The sequence below is a fragment of the Xanthomonas hortorum pv. pelargonii genome, assembly GCF_024499015.1.
Taxonomy (GTDB): Bacteria; Pseudomonadota; Gammaproteobacteria; order Xanthomonadales; family Xanthomonadaceae; genus Xanthomonas; species Xanthomonas hortorum_B.
Window position 1 is genome coordinate 334,811 of the sequence record NZ_CP098604.1, and the last position, 15,812, is coordinate 350,622.

Here is a 15,812-nt window from a genome sequence, read left to right on the forward strand (position 1 = left end):
CCTGAAAATCGGTACGTACGGCAAGCAGTTACAGCTTGGTCGCGGCAATCTGGGTAGCCAGCTTGGCGATCGATGGTTCCATCAGATCGGTCAGCGGCTTCGGATACAGGCCCAGGGCCAGCACGCCAGCGGCGAACACCCCCAGCACGAATGCCTCACGGCCATTGATGTCCTTCAGCTCGGCCACGTGTGCGTTGGCCACTTCGCCAAAGAACACGCGCTTGTAGAGCCACAGCGTGTAAGCGGCGGTGATCACCAGCGTGGTGGCAGCGGCGAAGGCAACCAACGGATGCTTCTGAAAGCTGGCCAGGATCACCATGAACTCGCCGACGAAACCGCTGGTACCCGGCAGGCCGGCATTGGCCATGAAGAACAGCATGGCGAAGGTGGCAAACCACGGCATCACGTTGACCACGCCGCCGTAATCGGCGATGCGGCGGGTATGCATGCGGTCGTACAAGACGCCGATGCAGGAGAACATCGCACCGGACACGAAACCGTGCGAAATCATCTGCACCATCGCGCCCTGCAGGCCCAGACGTGCGGCGTCGGTGCTGCCGTAGTCGCGCACCAGGGTGAAGGCGATAAAGGTGCCGAGAGTGACGAAGCCCATGTGCGCGATGGACGAATACGCCACCAACTTCTTCATGTCGTCCTGCACCAATGCCACCAGGCCGACGTAGATCACCGCGATCAGCGACAGCGTGATCACCAACCAGGCGAACTCATGGCTGGCGTCCGGCACGATCGGCAGGTTGAAGCGCAGGAAGCCGTAGCCACCGATCTTCAGCGCGATCGCGGCCAGGATCACCGAACCGGCGGTCGGTGCCTCGACGTGCGCATCGGGCAGCCAGGTATGCACCGGGAACATCGGCACCTTGACCGCGAAGGCGATCAGGAACGCGAAGAATATCCAGGTCTGCTCCTTGGCGGTCAGCTGCAGCGCGTACAGGTCGGCGAGCTGGAAGCTGCCGCCCTTCAGATACAGGTAGACCAAGCCCACCAGCATCAGCACCGAGCCGAGGAAGGTGTACAGGAAGAATTTCATCGCCGCGTAGATACGCCGCGGGCCGCCCCAGACACCGATGATCAGGAACATCGGTATCAGCATGGCTTCGAAGAAGACATAGAACAGCATCGCGTCGGTGGCGGCGAAGATGCCCAGCGTGACGCCTTCCAGGATCAGGAACGCCGCAACGTACTGGTTGACGCGCTTGTCGATCGAGCGCCAGGCGCCGATCAGGGCCAGCACCGTCACCAGTGTGGTCAGCACGATCAACGCGACCGCGATGCCGTCCACGCCCAGGTTGTAGCCGATGTTGTAGGCCGGAATCCAGGCATGCAGTTCGACGAATTGCAGGGCGTCATTGGCGGTGTCGTAGCCCAGCAGCGGCAGACTCAGCACAAAGGTCGCCACCGCCACCGCCAGCGATGCCCAGCGGGCAGTCTCGGCGTTGCGCAACGCAAGGATCAGGGCGCCACCGATAATCGGCAGCCAGATCAAGATAGACAGTAAAGGCCAGTTCGACACGTTTTCTTATTCCGTACAGGTCAACGCCAGAAATGCATCAGTACCGCCAACAAGGCGATCAAACCGATGATCATTGCGAAGGCGTAGTGATAGAGGAAACCGGATTGCGTGCGACGCAGCAGATTTGCAGCCAGGTCGATCAGTCGGGCAGAACCATTGACGACGACACCGTCGACCACATGGGTATCGATGGCACGTGACGCCTTGCCAAGGACCACGCCGCCACCAGCGAAGCCATTGATCCAGAGCTTGTCGAAACCGTACTTGTTTTCCAGCAGCCACACGAGCGGCGCGAACGCCTTGCGCGACTTGGTGGCCAGCTCCGGCTTCCAGAGATAGAACAGAGCAGCCAGCAGCAGACCGGCAACGGTCAGGAAGAACGGCGCAGCCATCATGCCGTGCAGCGCGAAGGCCACCGGACCATGGAACTCTTCGGCCAGTGCACCGACGGTGTCGCGCGCCGGATCGTAGAAATCGACGATGCCGGTGAAGAACGAGACCGCCTGCCCCTTGATGGCATGCGCCGCGTGGTGACCTTGCCAATCGGTGCCGAACAACATCGGGCCGATGGTGAAGAAGCCGATCGCCACCGAGGGAATCGCCAGCAACACCAGCGGCAGCGTCACCACCCACTTGATTCGTGCGGCTCATGGGCACCGTGATGTCCATGGCCATGGTCGTCATGACCGTGCGTGTCATGTGCATGCGCGTCGTGCGCGTGACTGTCGTGCGCATCGGCATGCGCGGTGTCGTGATGATCGTGCGCGTCATGCGCATGCGCGTCGCGGAAGCGCTCCTTGCCGTGGAAGGTCAGGAACAGCAGACGGAAGCTGTAGAAGCTGGTCACCAGCACGCCGCCGAGTACTGCCCAGTAACCATAGGTCGCGATCCAGCTGTGCGACTCGTGGGCATGGTGCGCAGCCGCCTCGATGATGGTGTCCTTCGAGTAAAAGCCGGAGAAGAACGGCGTACCGACCAGCGCCAAGGTACCGATCACGCTGGTCCAGTAGGTCACCTTCATGTACTTGCGCAGGCCGCCCATCTTGCGCATGTCCTGCTCGTGGTGCATGCCGATGATGACCGAGCCGGCTGCCAGGAATAGCAGCGCCTTGAAGAAGGCATGCGTCATCAGATGGAACACGGCCGCCGAGTAGGCAGACACGCCCAGCGCCACGGTCATGTAGCCGAGCTGGGACAGCGTGGAATACGCAACCACGCGCTTGATGTCGTTCTGCACGATGCCGATCAGGCCAGTAAAGAAGGCCGTGGTGGCACCGATGAACAGGATGAAGTTGAGCGCGGTTTCCGACAGCTCGAACAACGGCGACATGCGCGCGACCATGAAGATGCCCGCAGTCACCATCGTTGCGGCATGGATCAGTGCCGAAATCGGCGTCGGTCCTTCCATCGAGTCCGGCAGCCACACATGCAGCGGCACCTGCGCCGACTTGCCCATCGCACCGATGAACAGGCAGATGCAGATCAGCGTCATCACGCTCCATTCGTGGCCTGCGAACAGCTGCACCTTGGCGTTGGCCATGGTGGTCGCATTGGCAAACACGGTGGAGTAGTCCAGCGAACCGAACCACAACAAAACGCCGGCGATGCCGAGGATGAAACCGAAGTCGCCGACGCGATTGACCAGGAACGCCTTCATGTTGGCGAATACGGCAGTCGGGCGCTTGAACCAGAAACCGATCAGCAGGTAGGACACCAGGCCCACCGCTTCCCAGCCGAAGAACAGCTGCAGGAAGTTGTTGCTCATCACCAGCGTCAGCATGGAGAAGGTGAACAACGAGATGTAGCTGAAGAAGCGCTGGTAACCCGGGTCTTCTTCCATGTAGCCGATGGTGTAGATGTGCACCAGCAGCGACACGAAGGTCACCACCACCATCATCATCGCGGTCAGCCGGTCGACCATGAAGCCGACATGCGCCGAGTAGTTACCGACGTCGAAGAAGGTGTACAGGTTCTGGTTGAACGGGCTGGCGCCCTGCTCCACCAGTTGGTACAGCGTCAGGCACGACAGTACGCAGCTGACCGCCACGCCCAGGATCGTGACGTATTGCGCGCCCTTGCGCCCTACCTGGCGACCGAACAGGCCGGCGATGATGCTGCCGACCAGCGGTGCAAGCACCACTGCGATCAACAGACTCTTGGAGAGAGTGATTTCCATCTACAGGTCAGCCCTTCAACGTATCGACTTCGGCCACATTGATCGTGCGGCGCGTGCGGAACAGAGTCACCAGAATCGCAAGGCCGATCGCAGCCTCCGCAGCGGCAACGGTCAGGATGAAAAACACGAACAACTGGCCTGCGGGATCGCCGAGCTCGCGGGAGAACGCAATGAAGTTGACGTTGACCGACAACAGCATCAACTCGATCGACATCAGCAACACGATGACGTTCTTGCGATTGAGGAAGATGCCGGCCAGCGAGATGCAGAACAGCACCGCGCCCAGTCCAAGCAGGTGGCCCAAGGTAATCAAGACTTCGCCTCCTGTCCGTCAGCCGCATCGAGCTTCGGCGCGACCTGTACCGGCTTTTCAACCGCCATTTTGACCATGCGCAGACGATCACCCGCCTTCACCCGCGATTGATCACCCGCGTTCTGCAGCTTGATGCCGGTGCGCTTGCGCAAGGTCAGCATCACTGCGGCCACCACCGCCACGGTCAGGATCACTGCGGCAAATTCGAATGGCAGCAGGAACTCGGTGTACAGGCTCTTGGCCAACCAGGTCAGGTTCGACACGTCGGCAGCCTGCGCGGCAGCGTTGTCGGCCGGGAACGGCGTGGCGCTACGTGCCTTGACGCCGATCAGGGTGACCACCTGCGCGAACATGGCGACCGCCACGATGACGCCGACCGGCATGTACTTGACCCAACCCTCGCGCAGGCGGCTGGTATCGATGTCCAGCATCATCACCACGAACAGGAACAGCACCATCACCGCGCCGACGTAGACCAGCACCAGCGTCACGCCAAGGAACTCGGCGCCGACCAGCAACCAGATGCACGCCATCGAGAAGAAGGTGAGGATCAGGCACAACACGGCGTACACCGGATTGCGCACGCTGATCACCGCACCCGCAGAGACGACCGCGACGGCGGAGAACGCGTAGAAAGCAATTTTGACCCAGTCCATCATGACCTCAACGGAAGGCGGCATCGGCAGCGCGACGCTCGGCGATCTCGGTTTCGAACCGGTCTCCGATCGCCAGCAGCTGCGGCTTATTAAGAATATTTTCGCCGCGCTTCTCGAAGTGGTACTCGAGGAGGTGCGTCTCGACGATCGAATCCACCGGGCAGCTTTCTTCGCAGAAGCCGCAGAAGATGCACTTGAACAGATCGATGTCGTAGCGGGTGGTACGACGCGAGCCGTCCTCGCGCTTGGCCGAGTCGATGGTGATCGCCAGCGCCGGGCACACCGCTTCGCACAGCTTGCAGGCGATGCAACGCTCTTCGCCGTTGGGATAGCGACGCAATGCATGCACGCCACGGAAGCGAGGCGACTGCGGGAACTTCTCCATCGGATACAGCACGGTGTACTTGGGCTTGAACGTGTATTTCAACGTCAGCCAGAGCCCTCCGAGCAGTTCGAGCAGCAGCAAGCTCTTGAAGTAATGGGTGATCTTGTTCATCAATTACACGCCCTTCTGGATCACGCCGTAAAACACCATCAACGCCGTCACTGCGATCCACACGATCGTCAGCGGAATGAACACCTTCCAGCCCAGACGCATGATCTGGTCATAGCGATAGCGCGGGAAGCTGGCACGGAACCAGATATAGGCGCTGGCGAAGAAGAACACCTTCATCAGCAGCCACGGCCAACCGCCCTTCCACAGCCAATCGATCCACGGCGAGATATCCGGATTGCCCCAAGCCTGCGGCCATGGGCTCAACCAGCCGCCAAGGAAGAAGATCGAGATCAGGAAGCTGACCAGGATCATGTTGGCGTATTCGGCCAGGAAGAACAGCGCGAACGCACCGCCCGAGTACTCCACCATGTGGCCGGCAACGATTTCCGATTCGCCTTCCACCACGTCGAACGGCGCGCGATTGGTCTCGGCGACGCCGGACACCCAGTACACGATGAACAACGGGAACAGCGGGATCAGGAACCAATCGCCTACGCCCGAGCTACCGCCCTGCGCAAACACGATCTGACTCAGGTTGACGCTGCCCGACGCGATCATCACGCCGACCAACGCAAAGCCCATCGCGATTTCGTAGCTGACCACCTGCGCGGCCGAGCGCATCGCACCCAGAAACGCGTATTTGGAGTTGGAGGCCCAGCCGGCCAGGATGATGCCGTACACGCCCAGCGAGGTCATCGCCAGCAGATAGAGCAAGCCGACGTTGGCGTTGGACAACACCAGCTGTGCATCGAACGGCACCACCGACCAGGCCGCGAAGGCCGGCGCCAGCGTCAGCAGCGGCGCGATGATGAACATCGCCTTGTGCGCGCTGCTCGGCTGCACGATCTCCTTGAACAGGAGTTTGAACACGTCGGCGAAGGCCTGAAAGATGCCCATGCCCACGTACATCGGCCCGTGGCGTACGTGCATCCAACCGATCAACTTGCGCTCCCAGACAACAAAGAACGCCACCGCCACGATCACCGGCACCGCGATCAGCAGGATCTTCAGCACGGTCCACAACACCACGCCACCATCGCCCAGCCCGACGAACCACTGGTGCAAAGGATTGACCAGATTCAACAGCAATTCGTTCATGCAGCCACCACCGTTACCCGACCGGCACCAAGCGGCGCGGTCGCGCCATGGCCGGATTCGATCCACACCGTGCCCGGTGCGACGCGCTTGTCCAGCACCACCGGCAGCGTTGCCTTACCGGCATCGGTACCGACCTTGACCATCTGACCTGCGCCAATCTGCAACTGCGCAGCCTGCTCTGGATGCATCGCCACGCATGGCGCGATGTTGAGCGGATGCGACTGCAGTGCAGCGGCGCGACGTACCACGGCGTCGGTGCGATAGATCGCAGCGGTCGCAGCCACTTCCAGCCCGTCGCTCGCTGCGGCCGACTGTGCCGATGCTGCAGGCGTCACGCTGCGGTTCTGCATGCCGGCACGCAGGCCGACCAGATCGATGAATTCGAAACCGGCCAGACCCAGCTCGCCGCCGAGCGCACGCAACACGCGCCAACCTTCGCGCGCTTCCACCGGCAAGCGGCCGGCGGCACGGGCGGTCTGCACGCGACCATCCAGATTGGTCAGCGATGCGTCGATTTCCGGCAACGCGCCGATCGGCAAAATCACATCGGCCACATCGCGCGTTGAAGCACAGGCGAACTGGCTGAAGGCCACCACTTTGGCACCCGCCAGCGCGCTGCGTGCGGCGGCTGCATCGGCGAAATCCAGACCCGGCTCGATGCCGTACAACACATACGCCTGACGCGGCTGCGCCAGCATGCCGGCGACATCGCGTGCGCTCGGCAATACACCTTGCGAGACCAGACCGACCGCATTGGCACCCTGCGGAATACGGCACAGCGAAGCGCCAGTTGCAGCGGCAAAATCGCGTGCAGCGGCACGCAACGCGGCAGCCTGCGGATGATTTTCAGCCAGTGCGCCAACCACGATCACAGCACGCGTAGCGCCCTTGACCGCATCGCGCAGCGCGGCATCGTCGAGCGCACCTGCCAGTTTCGACGGCGCGACCACGGTGCGGCTCGCCTGGGTAAAGGCAAAATCGAAATCGACCGGGTTGACCGAATGGATCTTGGTCCCGTTCTGGATGCTGGCCTTGCGCAGACGCGCATGCAGCAGCGGCAGTTCGTGACGCACGTTGGTGCCGAACAGCACCACGACATCGGCGTGCTCGATCTCGGCCAACGGCGTAGCAAACGCTTCGGCCACCGCAGCATCGGAGAAATCGCGATTGAGCAAACGGTGATCCAGATTGCCGCTACCCAGCCCTTCGGCCAGACGTGCGAGCAGCGCGCCTTCCTCGTTGGAGGTGGACGGATGCACCAGTACGCCGAGCTGATCTCCAGCATTGTCACGCAGGATTTGCGTTGCGGCAGCCAGCCCTTCGGCCCAGCTCACCTCGGTCCACTCACCGTTGACCTTCTTCAGCGGCTTGACCGCACGGTCTTCCGAATACAGGCCCTGATGCGAATAACGATCGCGATCGGACAGCCAGCACTCGTTGACCGCCTCGTTCTCGCGCGGCACGGTACGCAACACTTCGCCGCGACGCACGTGCAGGAACAGGTTCGAGCCCATCGCATCGTGATAGCCGAGCGATTCGCGCGCCATCAGCTCCCACGGGCGGGCACGGAATTGGAACACCTTGTTGGTCAGCGCGCCGACCGGGCACACGTCGATGACATTGCCGGAAATTTCGGTGGTCAGCGGCTTGCCGTCGTAGGTGCCGATCTGCAGGTTTTCACCGCGATACATGCCACCCAACTCGTAGGTGCCGGCGATGTCCGCAGTGAAGCGCACGCAACGGGTGCACTGGATGCAGCGGGTCATTTCGGTGGCGACCAGCGGACCGATGTCCTCGTCGGGCACCACGCGCTTGCGCTCGTTGAAGCGGCTGACCGAACGGCCGTAACCGAGCGAAACGTCCTGCAACTCGCACTCGCCGCCCTGATCGCAGATCGGACAGTCCAGCGGGTGATTGATCAGCAAGAATTCCATCACGCTGCGCTGGTACTTCAGCGCCTTTTCGCTACGCGTGGTGACCTTCATGCCGTCCATCACTGGAGTGGCGCAAGCAGGCGACGGCTTCGGGGATTTTTCGACGTCCACCAGGCACATGCGGCAGTTGGCCGCGATCGGCAGCTTCTCGTGATAGCAGAAGCGCGGGATCGGGATGCCGGCCTTGTCGGCCGCCTGGATGATCATCGAACCCTTCGGCACCACCAGACTCTGCCCGTCGATCTCGACGGTAACGTGATCCGGTGGCACGTTCGGGTTCACTGGTTGGGCGCTCATGCGGCCACTCCGACGTGCGTGTCGACGATCGAACGACCGTTGACGATGTAGTACTCGAACTCGTCCCAGAACTGGCGCAGGAAGCCTTGAATCGGCCACGCCGCGGCTTCGCCGAACGCACAGATGGTGTGCCCTTCGATCTGGCCGGCAACGGTACGCAACTGGTGCAGGTCTTCCATCGTGGCCTTGCCGGCGACGATGCGCTCCAGCACGCGGTGCATCCAGCCGGTGCCTTCGCGGCACGGGGTGCACTGACCGCAGGATTCCTTGTGGAAGAACTGCGAAATGCGGCAGGCAAAACGCACGCAGCAGACACTGTCGTCCAACACCACGATCGCGCCCGAACCCAGACCGGTCCCCAATGCGCGCAAGGTGTCGTAATCCATCTGCAGGCCGGCGACCTGGTCGGCTTTCAGCACCGGCATCGACACCCCGCCAGGCACCACGCCCTTGAGGGTGCGGCCCGGACGCAGGCCACCGGCCATTTCCAGCAGTTCGTCGAAGGTGGTACCGAGCGGCACTTCGAAATTGCCGCCCTTCTGCACGCAGCCGGACACCGAGAAGATCTTCGGGCCGCCGTTCTTGGTCTTGCTCAAACCGAGAAACCACTCCGGGCCATTGCGAATGATCGCCGGCACCGACGCGTAGGTCTCGGTGTTGTTGATGGTGGTCGGCTTGCCGTACAGGCCGAAGTTCGCCGGGAACGGCGGCTTGTAACGCGGCTGGCCCTTCTTGCCTTCCAGCGATTCCATCAATGCGGTTTCTTCGCCGCAGATGTAGGCGCCGGCACCCAGCGCACCGTAGATATCGATATCCACGCCGCTACCGAGAATGTTCTTGCCCAGCCAGCCATTGGCATACGCATCGGCCAGCGCCAGCTCGAAGTTTTCGAACGGCTCGTGATGGAACTCGCCACGCAGGTAGTTGTAGCCCACGGTCGAACCGGTGGCGTAGCAGGCGATTGCCATGCCTTCCACCACCGAATGCGGGTTGTAACGCAGGATGTCGCGGTCCTTGCAGGTGCCCGGCTCGGATTCGTCCGAGTTGCACAGGATGTACTTCTGCATCGTGCCCTTGGGCATGAACGACCACTTCAAGCCGGTCGGAAAGCCCGCGCCACCACGGCCACGCAGATTGGAGGCCTTGACCATCTCGATGACGTCGGCCGGCGCGATCTTCTCTTCGAGGATCTTGCGCAGTGCGGCATAGCCACCGGTCTTGAGATAGCTCTCGTACGACCACGGGGTGTCGTAGTGCAGCGTCGTGTAGACGACCTGATGCGGCAACGGCGCCGGACCGACCGGGCCTGAGGGTGCGTGATGATGTGCCATGTCTTACTCCAGCCCGTCCAGCAGCGCGTCGACCTTCTCTTTCGTCAGGTGCTCGTGGTAATGGCCGTTGATGACCATCATCGGCGCTGCAGAGCAGGCCGCCAGGCACTCTTCTTCGCGCTTGAGGTAGACCCGGCCATCGGCCGTCGACTGCCCCAGCTTGCAACCCAGTTTCTTCTCGGCGTGTGCCAGCAGATCCTCGGCGCCGTTGAGCCAGCAGCTGATATTGGTGCAGAACGCCACGTTGTGGCGGCCGACCTTTTCAGTCTCGAACATCGAGTAGAAGCTGGCGACCTCGTAGGCCCACACCGGCGGCAGTTCCAGATACTTGGCCACGCCGACGATCAACTCATCGGTGAGCCAGCCCTGGTTCTGCTCTTGCGCAGCATGCAGGCCCTGCAGCACCGCCGACCGCTTGCGGTCGGGCGGAAACTTGCTCAGCCAATGATCGATGTGCGCGCGCGTCTTGTCGCTCAGCACTACCTGCGGATCGACGTCGCGCGCCGCTTCGAAATTACCCGTCGCCTTCATCGGTCAACCTCACCGAAAACCAAATCGTAAGTACCGATCATCGCCACGACGTCGGCCAGCAAATAGCCCCGCACCACCGCGTCCATCGAGGACAGATGCGCAAAGCCCGGCGCGCGCAGATGCAGGCGGAACGGCTTGTTGGCGCCATCGGACATCAGGTAGCAGCCGAACTCGCCCTTGGGTGCTTCGACGGCGCAATAGGTCTCGCCAGCCGGCACGCAATAGCCTTCACTGAACAGCTTGAAGTGATGGATCAGCGCTTCCATGTCGTCCTTCATGCCTTCGCGGCTTGGCGGAGCGACCTTGAAATTGGTGACCATCACCGGGCCTGGATTGGCCTTCAGCCAGGTCACGCACTGCTTGATGATGCGGTTGGATTCACGCATCTCGGCAACACGGACCAGATAGCGGTCGTAGCAGTCGCCGTTGGTGCCGACCGGGATATCGAAATCCACCGCGTCGTACTTGGCATACGGCTGCTTTTTGCGCAGATCCCACTCGATACCGGAGCCACGCAGCATCGGGCCGGTCATGCCCCAGGCACGCGCCAGATCCGGGCTGATGATGCCGACATCGACGGTGCGCTGCTTCCAGATACGGTTATCGGTCAGCAGCGTTTCGTACTCGTCCACACGCGACGGGAACGTATTGGTGAAGTCCTCGAGGAAATCCAGCATCGAGCCTTCGCGCGCGGCATTGAGCTTCTTCAGCGCCCCGCCCTTGTGCCAACGCGATTCCTTGTACTTGGGCATGCGATCGGGCAGATCGCGATACACGCCACCGGGGCGATAGTAGGCAGCGTGCATGCGCGCGCCACTGACCGCCTCGTAAACGTCCATCAACTCTTCGCGCTCGCGGAACGCATACAGCATCACCGCCATCGCACCCAGATCGAGCGCGTTGGAGCCGAGCCACATCAGGTGGTTCTTGATGCGGGTGATTTCGTCGAACATCGTGCGGATGTACTGCGCACGCTCGGGCACTTCGATTCCCATCAGGGACTCGATCGCGCGCACGTAAGCATGCTCGTTGCACATCATCGACACGTAATCCAGACGATCCATGTACGGAACCGACTGGTTGAACGGCTTGGACTCGGCCAGCTTCTCGGTGCCACGGTGCAGCAGGCCGATATGCGGATCGGCACGCACCACGGTTTCGCCGTCCATTTCCAGGATCAAGCGCAGCACGCCGTGCGCCGCAGGATGCTGCGGGCCGAAGTTCATCGTGTAATTGCGAATTTCCTGCTTGCTTTCGACAGGATTGCTAGCGAAGGCGGCAGTCGCCTGGTGGAACTCACTCACTTGGCAGTCTCCGACTTGCCCACTTCACCGGCGGCAGTCTCATAACGGGCATCGTCGCGAATCACGCGCGGCACGCCGACGCGCGGCTCGACCGAGGTGACCGGCTCGTACACCACGCGCTTTTTCTCTTCGTCGTAACGTACTTCGACGTTGCCGATCAGCGGGAAATCCTTGCGGAACGGATGGCCGACGAATCCGTAGTCAGTCAGGATGCGGCGCAGATCCGGGTGACCGTCGAACACGATGCCGAACAGGTCGAACGCCTCGCGCTCGAACCAGTTCACGCCCGGCCAGATATCGGTCAAGGAGGCCACCACCGGCACCTGCTCGTCCGGGGCGTAGCAACGCACGCGCAGACGCTGGTTGTGCTGGTAGGACATCAGCTGGGCGACCACCGCAAAACGCTGCTTGGGCATGTGCTGCGGGTGGGCGCCATCGGAGCTTTCCTGGCTGGGAAATTCACCCCAGGCGAAACGCCCGACCGCCTTGCCTTCGACACCGCGGCTGAAACCCTGCGACGACACGTCGGCGGTATCCCACTCGTCGCTGCCATAGCCCAGATGATCGACGCCGCACAGGTCGCTCAACTGCTCGAAACCGAGCTCGTCGCGCAAGGCCAGACAGGTGGCGTGCCAATCGGCCGCAGCGACTTCCAGCGTCACTTCGCCGCGCGGCAAGGCCACGGCAATCTGCGCACCGGCGAAACGTGCCGCAAGTCGGTCAGTGAAGGAGGATGCTTGCTCTGCCATGGGGGCTTGGCTGCTCTCGGTAGAAGAAGACGGGTATCAGCGCGCGATCGTCTGGGTACGCCAGATCTTCTTCTGCAGCTGCAAGATGCCGTAGACCAGCGCCTCGGCGGTCGGCGGGCAGCCCGGGACATAGATGTCCACCGGCACGATGCGGTCGCAACCGCGCACCACCGAATACGAATAATGGTAATAGCCGCCGCCGTTGGCGCAGCTGCCCATCGAGATGACCCATTTGGGATCCGGCATCTGGTCATAGACCTTGCGCAGCGCTGGCGCCATCTTGTTGACCAGCGTGCCGGCCACGATCATCACGTCGGACTGGCGCGGCGACGGGCGAAACACCACGCCGTAACGGTCCAGATCCAGGCGCGCCGCGCCGGCATGCATCATCTCGACCGCACAGCAGGCCAGACCGAAAGTCATCGGCCACATCGAACCGGTACGCGCCCAATTCAACAGCGCATCCACGCTGGTGGTCACGTAGCCCTTTTCGAGCAGCGGGTTCTCGCCTTCCGGGCGCAGGATGTCGTCCAACCGACCTTCCGGCATCGGATTGGTCATCAGACGATCGAGGGTCTGAATCACTCCCATTCCAACGCTCCCTTCTTCCAGACGTAGATAAAACCGAGGAACAACATGCCGACGAACAGCCCCATGGTGACCAACGAACGTGCGCCGATCTCCATGAACACCTGCGTCCACGGCACGATGAAGATGATTTCCAGATCGAACACGATGAACTGGATCGCGATCAGGTAGTAGCGCACGTCGAACTTCATGCGCGCGTCTTCGAATGCCTCGAAGCCACACTCGTACGGCGAGAGCTTGCGTGCATCGGGGCTACGCGGACCGAGGAACCGGCCGATCAACATCAATGTGATGCCGATACCGGTGGCGACGATCAGAAACAGCAGACTCGGCAAATATTCGGCCAGCACAGCGATTCTCTCTTGCCTTTGCCCGCACGCGCCGCGTGCCGGCATGGGGTATAAGCAGGACCCGCGCGTGGCATTACCACGATGCGCAGGAACTGCAGCCAAACAATGGTGCCCAAGAGGGGACTCGAACCCCTACGACCTAAATCGCTACCACCTCAAGGTAGTGCGTCTACCAATTCCGCCACCTGGGCATACGTTGCGCCGCTGGGCATCCCAGTGCGCAGCGTATTGTAACCGGCTTCAGCGTTTTTGTGCTGGTTCTGAAGCGTTTTCTTCGCGTGCCGCGGGCGCTTGCTGCGCCGGTGCGGACTGCGCTGGCGCTGCGGCCGGAACAGCGGCAGGCGATGGCTGCGACGGAGCGGTGGGCACTGCGCCGGCGGCTGGTGCCTGCGGCAACGGCTGAGTCAGCTCGCCGGCGGCGGCCGGTGCCGGGGTAGCCGACTGCGACATCACGCCAAGATTCTGATCGGTGGGACGCGCGCCATGGGTCGCATACCACGCCATGAACAGGCTGATGCTGAAAAACACCACCGCCAGCCATTTGGTCGACTTGGACAGGAAGTTCGACGCACCCTGCGAACCAAACACGGTACCCGAGGCACCAGCACCGAAACCGGAGCCCGCTGCCGCACCCGCGCCACGCTGCATCAGGATCAGCGCAATCATCGCCAGCGCGACCAGCACGTAGACCACATTGAGGATCAACATCAGCATTTCGAAATCCGTCCCCGGACAAAACTTAATGGGTTAACAAGCGGCCGCCGCACGTGCGATGGCCAGGAAATCTTCGGCGACCAGTGATGCGCCTCCGACCAGCCCGCCGTCGACATCGGGCTGTGCGAACAGCTCGTTGGCGTTGTCGGGCTTGACACTGCCCCCGTACACGATGGGCAGCGAATCAGCAATTCTAGCATCCGCCTTTGCGACTTCGCCACGCAGGAAGGCGTGCACAGCCTGGGCCTGCTCCGGGCTGGCAGTGCGGCCGGTACCAATGGCCCAGATCGGTTCATACGCAAGCACGGCGCGCGTAAAGCCTTCGCTGCCGACCAGGGCCAGCACCGGCTCGAGCTGAGCGCGCAGCACCGCCTCGGTCTGGCCCGCTTCGCGCTGCTCCAACGATTCGCCGACGCACAGCACCGGGATCAACCCGGCATGCATGGCGGCCGCGAACTTACGCGCCACCAGCTCACTGCTCTCTTGATGGTACTGGCGACGTTCGGAGTGCCCGACCAGCCCGTACTCGGCGCCGACATCGACCAACATCGTGGCCGAGACCTCGCCGGTGTAGGCGCCCTTCTCGTTACTGCTGACGTCCTGCGCACCAAAGCACAGGTGATGCTCCTCGAAATCCTCGATCAGATCGCCGAGGTAAGGCAGTGGCGGCAGGATGACGACATCGACACCCTCCAGGGGCATGTGCGCGGCGATCTGGGCCACCAGTTCGGTGGCGAAGGCGCGGCTGCCATGCAGCTTCCAATTTCCGGCAACGAGTTTTCGACGCATCAGGCGCAGGTTCCTGAGTGGAAGAGAGGCGACAGAATAGCCCATGCCCTGTCGGCAGCCGGCACACTTCTGTCCATTGCCTGTCCCATCCCCTCTTCAGCAGGAACCTGCCATGTCCGTTTCGCCTGTCTTCGCGCTGGTCACCGGCGCCTCCAGCGGCATCGGCCGCGAGATTGCCCGCGCCTACGCCAGGCGCGGCGTGCCGTTGATCCTGACCGCGCGCCGGGTGGACAGGCTGGAAGCACTGGCCGACGAGTTAAGGACGTCGGTGCAGGTGGAAGTGTTGCCTGCCGATCTGGCTAACCCTGCGGCGGTAGAGATGCTGGTTGCGCAGATCCAGCGTAATGGCTGGACCGTAAGCACCCTGGTCAACAATGCCGGCTACGGTGTGCCGGGCCGCTATCTGCACAACGACTGGGCCACGCATGCGCGCTTTCTGCAGGTGATGGTGGGCGCGGTGTGCGAGCTGACCTGGCGGTTGTTGCCGATGATCCGCGCCAGTGGCCAGGGCCGCATTCTCAACGTGGCCTCGTTTGCCGCGCTGACGCCCAGCGCAGACGGGCAAACGCTGTATGCGGCAAGCAAGAGCTTCCTGCTGCGCTTCAGCGAATCGCTGGCGCTGGAAAACGCCGATTGTGCAGTGAGGGTCTGCGCGCTGTGCCCGGGCTTTGCGTGGTCGGAATTTCACGACATCACTGGCACACGCGAGCAGATGTCCACCCCGCCCCGCTGGGCGTGGCTGCAGGCCGATGCCGTGGCCGAATACGGCATCGAAGCACTGGAGCGCGGACAGGTGCTGGCAGTGCCGGGCTGGCGCTATCGCCTGGCCAATGCCGGGTTACGATTGCTGCCGCATGCGCTTGCATTGCGCCTGATGGCGCGAGGATCGCATCGGGTGCGCCCGCTGGATTGAGGCGACTGGGCGGTGGATCAGCGTAGGTGCGTACGGCTCTGC

15 protein-coding genes, 1 tRNA gene and 1 pseudogene are annotated in these 15,812 nt (G+C 62.2%); 1 reads left to right on the forward strand and 16 read right to left on the reverse strand.

The window, feature by feature from the left end:
* Positions 1-28: 28 nt before the first annotated feature.
* The 16 genes and pseudogenes from NDY25_RS01500 to tpiA form a co-directional block, all read right to left on the reverse strand.
* The gene (locus tag NDY25_RS01500) at positions 29-1,531 is read right to left on the reverse strand and encodes an NADH-quinone oxidoreductase subunit M (protein ID WP_168957707.1); all 1,503 of its coding nucleotides are present in this window, start codon (positions 1,529-1,531) and stop codon (positions 29-31) included.
* A gap of 20 nt (positions 1,532-1,551) precedes the next feature.
* A pseudogene (gene nuoL, locus NDY25_RS01505) lies at positions 1,552-3,707 on the reverse strand (NADH-quinone oxidoreductase subunit L).
* A 7-nt stretch (positions 3,708-3,714) separates the two neighbouring features.
* Positions 3,715-4,020, reverse strand: coding sequence for an NADH-quinone oxidoreductase subunit NuoK (gene nuoK / locus NDY25_RS01510; protein WP_006450557.1), 306 nt, complete (start codon positions 4,018-4,020; stop codon positions 3,715-3,717).
* Positions 4,017-4,679, reverse strand: a complete 663-nt coding sequence (locus NDY25_RS01515; protein WP_180336527.1) for an NADH-quinone oxidoreductase subunit J — start codon at positions 4,677-4,679, stop codon at positions 4,017-4,019. Before NDY25_RS01515 ends, nuoK begins: the two co-directional genes overlap by 4 nt.
* 4 nt (positions 4,680-4,683) lie before the next feature.
* Positions 4,684-5,172, reverse strand: coding sequence for an NADH-quinone oxidoreductase subunit NuoI (gene nuoI, locus NDY25_RS01520; RefSeq protein ID WP_006450559.1), 489 nt, complete (start codon positions 5,170-5,172; stop codon positions 4,684-4,686).
* A gap of 3 nt (positions 5,173-5,175) precedes the next feature.
* Positions 5,176-6,270, reverse strand: a complete 1,095-nt coding sequence (gene nuoH / locus NDY25_RS01525) for an NADH-quinone oxidoreductase subunit NuoH (protein WP_168957709.1) — start codon at positions 6,268-6,270, stop codon at positions 5,176-5,178.
* Complete coding sequence (nuoG, locus tag NDY25_RS01530) at positions 6,267-8,501, reverse strand: NADH-quinone oxidoreductase subunit NuoG (RefSeq protein WP_168957710.1); 2,235 nt, start codon at positions 8,499-8,501, stop codon at positions 6,267-6,269. Before nuoG ends, nuoH begins: the two co-directional genes overlap by 4 nt.
* Positions 8,498-9,832 carry an NADH-quinone oxidoreductase subunit NuoF gene (gene nuoF / locus NDY25_RS01535; protein ID WP_023904457.1) on the reverse strand — a complete coding sequence of 445 codons (1,335 nt, stop codon included), beginning with the start codon at positions 9,830-9,832 and terminating at the stop codon, positions 8,498-8,500. Before nuoF ends, nuoG begins: the two co-directional genes overlap by 4 nt.
* A 3-nt stretch (positions 9,833-9,835) precedes the next feature.
* Positions 9,836-10,363: an NADH-quinone oxidoreductase subunit NuoE gene (gene nuoE / locus NDY25_RS01540; protein WP_011037655.1), complete on the reverse strand. Its 528-nt coding sequence runs from the start codon at positions 10,361-10,363 to the stop codon at positions 9,836-9,838.
* Positions 10,360-11,667, reverse strand: a complete 1,308-nt coding sequence (locus NDY25_RS01545) for an NADH-quinone oxidoreductase subunit D (protein ID WP_023904458.1) — start codon at positions 11,665-11,667, stop codon at positions 10,360-10,362. Before NDY25_RS01545 ends, nuoE begins: the two co-directional genes overlap by 4 nt.
* Positions 11,664-12,416 carry an NADH-quinone oxidoreductase subunit C gene (locus tag NDY25_RS01550; protein ID WP_168957711.1) on the reverse strand — a complete coding sequence of 251 codons (753 nt, stop codon included), beginning with the start codon at positions 12,414-12,416 and terminating at the stop codon, positions 11,664-11,666. Before NDY25_RS01550 ends, NDY25_RS01545 begins: the two co-directional genes overlap by 4 nt.
* A gap of 36 nt (positions 12,417-12,452) precedes the next feature.
* Complete coding sequence (locus NDY25_RS01555; RefSeq protein WP_006450566.1) at positions 12,453-13,007, reverse strand: NuoB/complex I 20 kDa subunit family protein; 555 nt, start codon at positions 13,005-13,007, stop codon at positions 12,453-12,455.
* Positions 12,998-13,354: an NADH-quinone oxidoreductase subunit A gene (locus NDY25_RS01560; RefSeq protein WP_006450567.1), complete on the reverse strand. Its 357-nt coding sequence runs from the start codon at positions 13,352-13,354 to the stop codon at positions 12,998-13,000. Before NDY25_RS01560 ends, NDY25_RS01555 begins: the two co-directional genes overlap by 10 nt.
* A gap of 106 nt (positions 13,355-13,460) precedes the next feature.
* Positions 13,461-13,545, reverse strand: a tRNA-Leu gene (locus NDY25_RS01565).
* A gap of 49 nt (positions 13,546-13,594) precedes the next feature.
* A complete protein-coding gene (gene secG, locus NDY25_RS01570; RefSeq protein WP_023904461.1) occupies positions 13,595-14,068 on the reverse strand; it encodes a preprotein translocase subunit SecG in 474 nt (157 codons plus the stop codon).
* 33 nt (positions 14,069-14,101) lie between these two features.
* Complete coding sequence (gene tpiA / locus NDY25_RS01575; RefSeq protein WP_168957712.1) at positions 14,102-14,857, reverse strand: triose-phosphate isomerase; 756 nt, start codon at positions 14,855-14,857, stop codon at positions 14,102-14,104.
* A gap of 112 nt (positions 14,858-14,969) precedes the next feature.
* Between tpiA and NDY25_RS01580 the strand changes: the two genes are divergently transcribed.
* On the forward strand, positions 14,970-15,770 hold the full coding sequence (locus NDY25_RS01580) for an SDR family NAD(P)-dependent oxidoreductase (RefSeq protein WP_256627725.1): 801 nt from the start codon (positions 14,970-14,972) through the stop codon (positions 15,768-15,770).
* Positions 15,771-15,812: the final 42 nt, after the last annotated feature.

Coding starts and splice junctions, on each gene's coding strand:
- NDY25_RS01515 (WP_180336527.1), bottom strand. CDS start 4,679: ATGATGGACTGGGTCAAAATTGCTTTCTACGCGTTCTCCGCCGTCGCG.
- nuoI (WP_006450559.1), bottom strand. CDS start 5,172: ATGAACAAGATCACCCATTACTTCAAGAGCTTGCTGCTGCTCGAACTG.
- nuoH (WP_168957709.1), bottom strand. CDS start 6,270: ATGAACGAATTGCTGTTGAATCTGGTCAATCCTTTGCACCAGTGGTTC.
- nuoG (WP_168957710.1), bottom strand. CDS start 8,501: ATGAGCGCCCAACCAGTGAACCCGAACGTGCCACCGGATCACGTTACC.
- nuoF (WP_023904457.1), bottom strand. CDS start 9,832: ATGGCACATCATCACGCACCCTCAGGCCCGGTCGGTCCGGCGCCGTTG.
- nuoE (WP_011037655.1), bottom strand. CDS start 10,363: ATGAAGGCGACGGGTAATTTCGAAGCGGCGCGCGACGTCGATCCGCAG.
- NDY25_RS01550 (WP_168957711.1), bottom strand. CDS start 12,416: ATGGCAGAGCAAGCATCCTCCTTCACTGACCGACTTGCGGCACGTTTC.
- NDY25_RS01555 (WP_006450566.1), bottom strand. CDS start 13,007: ATGGGAGTGATTCAGACCCTCGATCGTCTGATGACCAATCCGATGCCG.
- secG (WP_023904461.1), bottom strand. CDS start 14,068: ATGCTGATGTTGATCCTCAATGTGGTCTACGTGCTGGTCGCGCTGGCG.
- tpiA (WP_168957712.1), bottom strand. CDS start 14,857: ATGCGTCGAAAACTCGTTGCCGGAAATTGGAAGCTGCATGGCAGCCGC.
- NDY25_RS01580 (WP_256627725.1), top strand. CDS start 14,970: ATGTCCGTTTCGCCTGTCTTCGCGCTGGTCACCGGCGCCTCCAGCGGC.